At 55.7% G+C, this 8,037-nt stretch carries 6 protein-coding genes and 1 pseudogene; 1 reads left to right on the forward strand and 6 read right to left on the reverse strand.

Annotated elements, in window-relative coordinates; translation table 11 throughout:
- A pseudogene (locus ACN0WV_RS19275) lies at window positions 1-85 on the reverse strand (IS5/IS1182 family transposase); the annotation flags it as partial.
- Window positions 86-244: 159 nt separating this feature from the next.
- Here ACN0WV_RS19275 and ACN0WV_RS19280 point away from each other — a divergent pair.
- A complete protein-coding gene (locus tag ACN0WV_RS19280; protein ID WP_417607864.1) occupies window positions 245-1,174 on the forward strand; it encodes a LysR family transcriptional regulator in 930 nt (309 codons plus the stop codon).
- Here the strand turns inward: ACN0WV_RS19280 and ACN0WV_RS19285 are convergent.
- Genes ACN0WV_RS19285 through ACN0WV_RS19305 form a run of 5 tightly spaced genes read right to left on the reverse strand, consistent with a single transcriptional unit; the run spans window position 1,171 to window position 7,622 of the window.
- Window positions 1,171-2,487 (reverse strand): lyase family protein, encoded by a 1,317-nt coding sequence (locus ACN0WV_RS19285; protein ID WP_417607865.1) that lies wholly within the window; start codon window positions 2,485-2,487, stop codon window positions 1,171-1,173. The genes ACN0WV_RS19280 and ACN0WV_RS19285 overlap by 4 nt on opposite strands.
- Entirely contained in the window at window positions 2,484-4,301 is a 1,818-nt protein-coding gene (locus tag ACN0WV_RS19290) for an ABC transporter ATP-binding protein (RefSeq protein WP_417607866.1), read from the reverse strand. The genes ACN0WV_RS19285 and ACN0WV_RS19290 overlap by 4 nt, the downstream gene beginning before the upstream one ends.
- Window positions 4,298-5,233, reverse strand: coding sequence for an ABC transporter permease (locus ACN0WV_RS19295; protein WP_417607867.1), 936 nt, complete (start codon window positions 5,231-5,233; stop codon window positions 4,298-4,300). The genes ACN0WV_RS19290 and ACN0WV_RS19295 overlap by 4 nt, the downstream gene beginning before the upstream one ends.
- Complete coding sequence (locus tag ACN0WV_RS19300; RefSeq protein ID WP_417607868.1) at window positions 5,230-6,147, reverse strand: ABC transporter permease; 918 nt, start codon at window positions 6,145-6,147, stop codon at window positions 5,230-5,232. Before ACN0WV_RS19300 ends, ACN0WV_RS19295 begins: the two co-directional genes overlap by 4 nt.
- A gap of 53 nt (window positions 6,148-6,200) precedes the next feature.
- Window positions 6,201-7,622, reverse strand: a complete 1,422-nt coding sequence (locus ACN0WV_RS19305; RefSeq protein WP_417607869.1) for an ABC transporter substrate-binding protein — start codon at window positions 7,620-7,622, stop codon at window positions 6,201-6,203.
- Window positions 7,623-8,037: the final 415 nt, after the last annotated feature.

Below are 8,037 nucleotides of genomic sequence, written 5' to 3' on the forward strand. Positions count from 1 at the left end.
CGACCCGAGGCTTGCCATGTGATTTCGGAAAGAATGGTTCCAGACGTGCCATCTGCGCGTCGGTCAGCCAGAAAAGGACGCTCATGTCACCGCTCCATTTTCCGAGCCGTGAAGCACGCTGAGCGACGAAAATCAATGCATCCTGACTCTAGCAGGACGCGTCAGGGTGAATACAAAAGTTAGCTTGATCTGACCGCAACGTTCCACGTATCTGTTGCGAAAAGCACATGCGATAGGAGCGATAGTGAATCTCAAAGGGTTGCGCCTCTTTCGCTATGTTGTCGCGACGGGCTCTCTCTCAGAGGCGGCCAACAGGCTGAACCTATCGGCCTCCGCGGCAAGCCGACTGCTTACTCAGCTGGAGGGGCAAATTTCCCTCACACTCTTTTCCCGCGACAAGCGTAGTCTGGAACTTTCAGACGAGGGTATGCAATTTTATCAGCAGATTTCTAACACGCTGGATGGCATCGACGAAATTCCCGAGATTGCGCGCGACATTCGCACCCGTACCCGTAATTGGCTGTCAGTTGTGACGGCGGCACCACTGGCAAATGGTTTAGTGGTGCCGACCATCGCAAGACTGCGCCGCGAAGGGGTCGAATTACAATGCACTGTCCACGTCGAGAGCCGTTTCGAAATTGAAAGCAAGGTGGCGGTGCGGGGTTATAATATGGGGCTGATCTCGCTCCCGCTCGAAAATGAAATCATCCCGCTGGATATTATGCCGTTCTTGCGTTCGCGGTTGTGTTTGTTGATGCCCGATGATCACCCCCTAACGTCGGAGTCTGAGATCGATCCGCAAATGCTTGCCGACGTGCCGTTAGTAACATTGGGCATTGGACAACGGTGGCGCTCCAGACTTGATGAAGTGATGGGCAAGTCTGGTATTCGACCAAAGATTGCCTTTGAAACCGGCTCTACGCTGGTGACCATCGAGATGGTCCGTCAAGGCCTTGGGCTGACCTTGATTGATGCCGCTATGCTGCCACCTGCCGCGATGCAAGGGTTGGCGATGCGTCCGATGGGCACGGACGAATGGCTGACCTATGCAAGCGTCCACGCTAAAGGTCCGCGAACGGAAATGTCCGAGGTCATTCTGGATGGGATATCCGCCCATATTGAAGCGCGCCGTGAGGCAGAGCAAGACGCGCGACATTTAATTTATCTTATCTAACGGGCCTTGATCAAACTCCGCGCCATTGCTGCCGCATCGTGCGAAATGCGAACGCTGTCGCCAACATAGCCAGCCGGATCCAGCGCCGTTTGGACCTGATCCTTTTGTAGATGCGCCATGATGTCAGGGTCCGCAATCATGGCATCAATCACCGACATCTCGGGGTTGGTGCGATGGTCCAATGCATGGTGGATCAGGTCATGTGCCTTTGCGCGTCCTGTCATTGGGGCCAACAGCATCATCAACTGTTCAGTAGCAATCGCGCCGCCGCTCCGCTGGGCATTTGCCGCCATGCGTGCTGCATTTACCTGGGTCCGGCTGAGCAGAGCCGCGAAATCTTGGCTGAGGGTCCAAGCAAGAGGTACAGCGCGATCCAGCAGGTTGCTGACAAGTTGGTTGGGCGCTGCATCTCCTTCATGACTGGAGCGTCCGGTTTCCAGCGCAGTGCCGGCGATGCAGCGCAATTCCATAGCGGCCGACAAGACACCAACAACATATTTTGGATTAATCTTATGCGGCATGGTCGATGAGCCGACGGTCCCCGAGTCCAAGCGTTCAGAAACTTCGCCGATCTCTTCTGTCATCAACAGATAGATCTCGCCCGCAATACGCTCGATGCTCATCGCAAGAAGCGAAAGCTGGAGAACATAGTCCGCAAATACATCGTTGACTGCGCGCCCCGCGACAATCATCGGGGCCAACCCCAAACGCGCGGCCAGACGTGCGTTCAGCTCTTTTCCGTCTGTGCCGTAGGCATGCATCGCGCCGACGGCACCACCGAACGGCAGCACAGATAGACGGCGCTTGCCCCCGTCTAACCGATCAACGGCACGAGACAGTTCCTCTATCCAGCCCGCAACCTTGAAACCAAAGGTGATTGGCAATGCATGCTGTCGATTGGTCCGGCCCGCCATCAGTGTCTGTGCGTGGGCTTCCGCCATGTCGGCCAGCCGGATTAGGGATCCATCCAAAGCCTCTCGAATTCTGATATCCGCCTCGCGTACCAACAAGATGCGTGCAGTTTGCATGACATTCTGGGTGGTTGCCCCCCAATGAACATAGGCCCCCGCATCACCCGCAGCCTGCGACAGTAAACGAGACATCGACAGAACCGGCGCATGCGTCACTGCAATATCAGCGCGCAAAGCATCTGCGCCCAGCCGTTCCAAAGTCGCAGCCTTACGGATACCCTGAGCGGCCCAGTCCGGGATCATACCCATTTCGGCCTGAACCTCGGCCAATGTGGCCTCAATATCGAGCCAAGATTGCCAAATTGTTTCACGAGCAAAAAGGGTTGCGGGCGTCAGGGTCATACGGCACCCTCCAGTTCAGATTCAAAACGCGGGGCGGCGGCGAGCAGGCGTGTGGTGTAATCGTCCTGTGGATTGACCAGTACGTCGCGAGCCGGGCCTTCTTCGACGATACGTCCTTGATACATAACGACAACGCGGTCAGCGACTTGATGCACCACCGCCATGTCATGCGTGATTAGCAGACTGGTCAGACCCATTTCGGCGCGCAGATCATCCAGCAAATTCAGAATTTGCGCCTGCACAGAAACATCAAGCGCTGACGTCGGCTCGTCACAGATCAGTGCCTCGGGGCGAGTCACGAGAGCGCGAGCGATGGCAACCCTTTGGCGTTGCCCGCCAGACAATTGCGAAGGGTACGAATGCAGGAGGCGTTTCGGCAGACGTACAAGATCCATCGCCTCTTCAACGGCTTTTCCCCGCGAGGTTTGGTCGCTATCACCGCGCAACGCCAACGGGCGGGCAATGATCTCGGACAGACGCCGACGCGGGTTTAGCGAAGAATAGGGATCTTGAAACACGGGTTGAACGAACGACGCACGTTCGGTGCCACAAAGCGTCGAGATCTCTTTGCCAAGCATGCTGACCTTACCCTCAGTCGGGGCTGACAACCCCAACAGAATACGGGCGAGCGTCGATTTTCCGGACCCGCTTTCGCCGATCACGGCCAGTGTCTCACCGCGTTTCAGCGTCAATGAAACGTTATCCAGCGCCCGTATCTCGCGCTTGGGCCCAAACAGACCCTTGCGAGAATGGAAAATCTGGGTGACGTTTTCCGCGACGAGAACATCTTCGGCCCCTGCCAGTGCGCCCAAACCTAACAAAGCTTCGACATGCGGTTTCTGGATTGGTGGCTCGTCCAATACGCAAGTCACCAAGTGATCGCCGCCATGTGTCTTTTGTGGCGGTCGTGCTGCAGTGCATTCGGGGCGACGGAAACTGCACCGAGGCGCAAAAATGCAGCCCTTGGGCGGATGTATCAACGACGGCACCGTTCCGGGGATCGCCCCCAACCGTCCGGGCACGCCACCAAGATGCGGAATCGCCTGCAGCAAAGACTGCGTATAGGGATGTGCGGGGGCGCGCAGCACCTCGGCCGAGGTGCCTTGTTCGATGATCTCGCCGCCGTACATCACGGCAACCTTATCGGTGCGCTCTGCGACCACCGCCAGATCGTGGGAAATCAGGATCATTCCCATCTGTCGCTCGCGGCGAAGATCATCCAGCAAATCCAGAATTTGTGCCTGAACCGTCACATCAAGCGCAGTGGTGGGTTCATCCGCGATCAACAAATCAGGATCTAACATGAGGGTCATGGCGATCATCACGCGCTGACGTTGTCCGCCAGACATTTGATGCGGGAATTGGTCGAGCCGCGCCGCGGCATCAGGAATACCCACGCGGTCCAGCAGATCTATCGCCTTTTGACGTGCAGCAGGCGCAGTCAACATCCTGAGTGCCACAGCAGCCTCGGTCATCTGGCGGCCGATGGTGTATACGGGGTTCAGCGATGTCATCGGCTCTTGAAAGATCATGCCGATCTTTGGGCCGGGTATGGATTTGGAAAAGGCGACATCCGACAATTCAGGCAATGCCTGACCATCGAACGCCAACCGCTTTGCCGTAACATCTGCCCCGCGCGGCAACAGCCGCATGATCGCCAGCGCTGTCAGCGATTTACCCGATCCGCTTTCCCCCACAATGCCAAGGCTTTCACCGCGCTCGATAGTAAAGGACGCATCCCGAACCGCGCGCAGTGTACCGCCCGACAGGTGCAGCGAAACACTCAGGTTCTGAATATCAAGAAGCATGCTCATCCGTTGCGCCCCTCTGGTGATGTGATGTCGCGCAGCCCGTCGCCCATAAGATTGGCACCAATCACAAGAAAGAAGAGGCAAATACCTGGTAAAACCACCAACCACGGGCGGTAAAACATCGCCTGTTTGCCTTCGGCAATCATCAGCCCCCATGACGGTGTTGGCGGCTGTATGCCGACACCCAGAAACGACAGCGAGCTTTCGGCAAGGATCGCGATGCCCAATTCGAAGGTAAAAATCACGATGATCGAACTCAGCAAATTGGGTAGGATCTCGTGCCAGATGATCTGACGCGATGTCGCCCCCGATGCCTGCGCTGCGGCGATGAAATCCTGCGAACGGATGCGTTGCGTCGCAGCGCGCGTAACCACCAGATAATACGTCCAGTGCAGCACGCCAACGATGCCGATTACCACCCAGATTGATGGCCCGATAATGAACACCAGCGCCATTGCCAGCAGCAGACCGGGCAATGCAAGCTGCGCGGTAAGCAGAAACGATATTCCATGATCGACCCAGCCACCGAAATAGCCCGCGATCACTCCAAGCGTCACACCGATAAACAGTCCAACCGACGCAGCGCCCAAACCGATGGTGATCGACACGCGCGTGCCGTAAATCAACCGGCTTAGATAATCGCGACCGTTCTGATCAGACCCAAGGATATAGTCCCAAGACCCGCCGTCAGCCCAAACTGGCGGCAACATGCGCGACGACAAAGACTGCACATAAGGATCATGCGGTGCAATGAACGGTGCAAATATGGCGATCAGGACAAGTACAGCGATAATGCCAAACCCGAATAGAAACCCGCGGTGGCCCAATACGCGCGCCCGAAAAATTTGGCGGGGTGTCAGCGCGCCCATCTCGTTGGCATCAATTTGCGGATCGAGGCCATCCGCTGCGACATTTGAAGTATCTAAACTGGTCATCCGATACGAATCCTCGGGTCAAGCGCCGCATTCAGAATGTCGGCGATCAGGTTCATGGCGACAAAGACGATAGCGAAAACGAAGATCAGCATTTGCACGGTCGGGATGTCCGCGCCGAGGATCGATTCAAGCGCCAGTCGACCAAGGCCGTTGATAGCGAATATCGACTCGGTGATGACCGAACCGCCAAATTTCTGGCCAAGCTGCACTGCCAGCACCGAAATCACCGGCAACAGCGCGTTGCGCATGGCGTGGCGTCGCAGCAAGGCACCTCCGCGAAACCCTTTAGAGCGGGCAGTGCGCACATAATCTGCGCCCATCACCTCAATCAAACCCGTGCGGGTAAGCCGCATAACCGCAGGCACAGACGACGCGCCAAGCACAAAGGCTGGCAACACAAAATGCCTCCATGTGTCATCCCCGGACACTGGAAAGATCGGAAAGGTCACGCCAAAGACGATGATCATAATCAGACCAAGCCAGAAGTTTGGCACCGCTTGGGCAGACACAGCGACGCCAAGGGCAAAACGGTCGATCCAGCTATTGGGGTTGAGCGCGGCCAGCGCGCCGAGGGGAAGTGCAATAAGGATCGTAACCATCAGCGCCGACAGCGCCAATGTGATCGTCTCATCCGTACGGTCCCAGACAAGCGAAGCAACCGGTTGGTGCCAATAATAGCTCTCACCAAAATCACCGCGCAGCACACCGCCAAGCCAATCTAAGTAACGAACTGCCAAAGACCGATCCAAGCCATAACGTGCCCGAATGGCATCGATGACTTCGGGGGTTGCGTCTTCGCCAGCGATTGCTTGGGCCGGATCTGCTGCAACGTTCAGCAGTAAAAAAGCAGCAAGCGAGACTGTAAAGGCGACCAGCAACGCGAGTAGGGCGCGCAGCGCGATATATCGCAGCATGTCAGGAATCCTTATTGGTGCGAGGGCCCGATATGGCCCCCGCTGAGATCACTTTACTTCCAGCTGGAATTTTGAAGACGGGGCAATCCGTCAGGATCAAGCGGAAAATTCAGTTCTGGCGACAGCAGATAATTGGCGGAGTACGAAAACAACGGGGCCCAATAGGCTTCGTCAGCGATTTTACCAATTGCTTCTGAATAAATTTCCTTGCGCGCAGCTTGGTCCGTGGTTTGCTCGGCAGAGAGAACCAACTGAGCCAAAGCATCGTCGCCCGACATGTTCCGGTCAGATTCATCAGCAAAGTGAATCCGCGCGATGGCGGCTGTGTCCGCAGTACCACCCGATCCCCATGTGCCAAAGTAGGCGGGGATTTCGCGCGCAGCACGGGCCTGATTCAGGCTACCCAGTTTAACATAACGCAGATCAACATCAATGCCGACCGCAGTGAGATCAGCAGCGATAGACTCGGATGCGGCTTTGTCGCGGTACGCCCAGATTTCCAATGGAAAGCCATCTGGATACCCTGCTTCAACCAAAAGTTCTTTGGCCTTTTCAGGGTCGTAAGGATACGCGGTCGAGCTTTGATCGCAACCGAATTGCGCGGGATGACACGCTGTGTGGATCGCCTCTGCCGAACCGCCGATCAGGTATTCAGCCATTTCTTCAGTGTTCAGCGCATGGTTGATCGCACGGCGCACTAATACGTTGGTCAGCGGCCCATCAGGGTCTGTGTATCCGCCCGCATCCAGCACAAGGAACCCGACACGCAGGTCCGCGCCCGAACTATGCGCGGCCATTGGCGTGGCCCCAAGGCTTTCAGCCAGATCAAGCGGGACTTTGAACATCCAATCCAGACCACCAGACATCAGTTCTGCCTGCTGTGTCCCGATATCGGGGATGTTGCGCACGATGATCTTTCCGATTTCAGGCTTGTCACCAAAGTAATCGTCAAACCGTTCCAGCACCAATTCGGTCCCGGGCTCAAAGCTGGCCACCTTGTAGGGGCCCGTGCTGATCAGGTTGCTTGCCATCGCATCGCGGTTAATCTCGCCATTCGCATTATAGGCACCCGCCTTGCGTAGCATGATCCGGTTTGCCATATCCCGCAGAACCAGAGGATAAACCGATTTCAGGTGGAACCGCACCGTGGTGGATGATGTCACTTCGGCTTTGTCCAACCAACGATCAACCACCCCGGTGGCGTTGCTTTCACTGTCCGCGTTGGCGATCCAATTGTAGGTATATGCCACATCGTCAGCAGTGAGTTTTGACCCGTCGTGAAATTTTACGTCGTCGCGCAGCGTGATATCAAGCGTCGTGTCGTCAATCCAATCATATCCGGTTGCGACTGCCGGTTTTATCTTTTGCGTCTCAGGGTCGAGTTCGAACAGCGTCGTGTCCGTCAACTGCGCCAGAATGATGTATTCGCGCTTTGTCGTGTAATTGTAATCGAGGTTCAGAATTTCCTCAGCCATCGCTGCGCGAAGCGTGTCGTCATCAGGGCCTGCAACGGCCGGTCCGAACGAAGTAGCAAGCGCAATTGCACTTGCAGCGCACAGCATGCACCACCTGTAATTTTTCATATTATCCTCCCTTGTTTGTAGAGCAAACGTAGCTGCCAAGTTATATTGCGTAAATTGCAAATATTAACACTTTAGTTGCATTTAATGCACATGTTTTAAGTTGTATCTCACCAATTTTTCAAAGCGGCATAGTCCCCGAACAGAAAAAAATGTCAGGTAGACGAAAATTGCACCGTAGCGGAAACGTCACTTTTTCAAACATTATCAGTATTTTGGGATTTGGATTGGCGTTGATGATGTGACCACCCCCCGACGGCATCAATGTGCCAAGGTGGGTCTACGATGATCCACAAAGGAGGACGGTCAT

The organism is Primorskyibacter flagellatus, from assembly GCF_048268605.1.
GTDB classification, from domain to species: Bacteria; Pseudomonadota; Alphaproteobacteria; order Rhodobacterales; family Rhodobacteraceae; genus Primorskyibacter; species Primorskyibacter flagellatus.

Excerpts from the sequence above, each read along its gene's own strand:
- ACN0WV_RS19285 (WP_417607865.1), bottom strand. The coding sequence starts at position 2,487 with ATGACCCTGACGCCCGCAACCCTTTTTGCTCGTGAAACAATTTGGCAA.
- ACN0WV_RS19290 (WP_417607866.1), bottom strand. The coding sequence starts at position 4,301 with ATGAGCATGCTTCTTGATATTCAGAACCTGAGTGTTTCGCTGCACCTG.
- ACN0WV_RS19295 (WP_417607867.1), bottom strand. The coding sequence starts at position 5,233 with ATGACCAGTTTAGATACTTCAAATGTCGCAGCGGATGGCCTCGATCCG.
- ACN0WV_RS19300 (WP_417607868.1), bottom strand. The coding sequence starts at position 6,147 with ATGCTGCGATATATCGCGCTGCGCGCCCTACTCGCGTTGCTGGTCGCC.
- ACN0WV_RS19305 (WP_417607869.1), bottom strand. The coding sequence starts at position 7,622 with ATGGCTGAGGAAATTCTGAACCTCGATTACAATTACACGACAAAGCGC.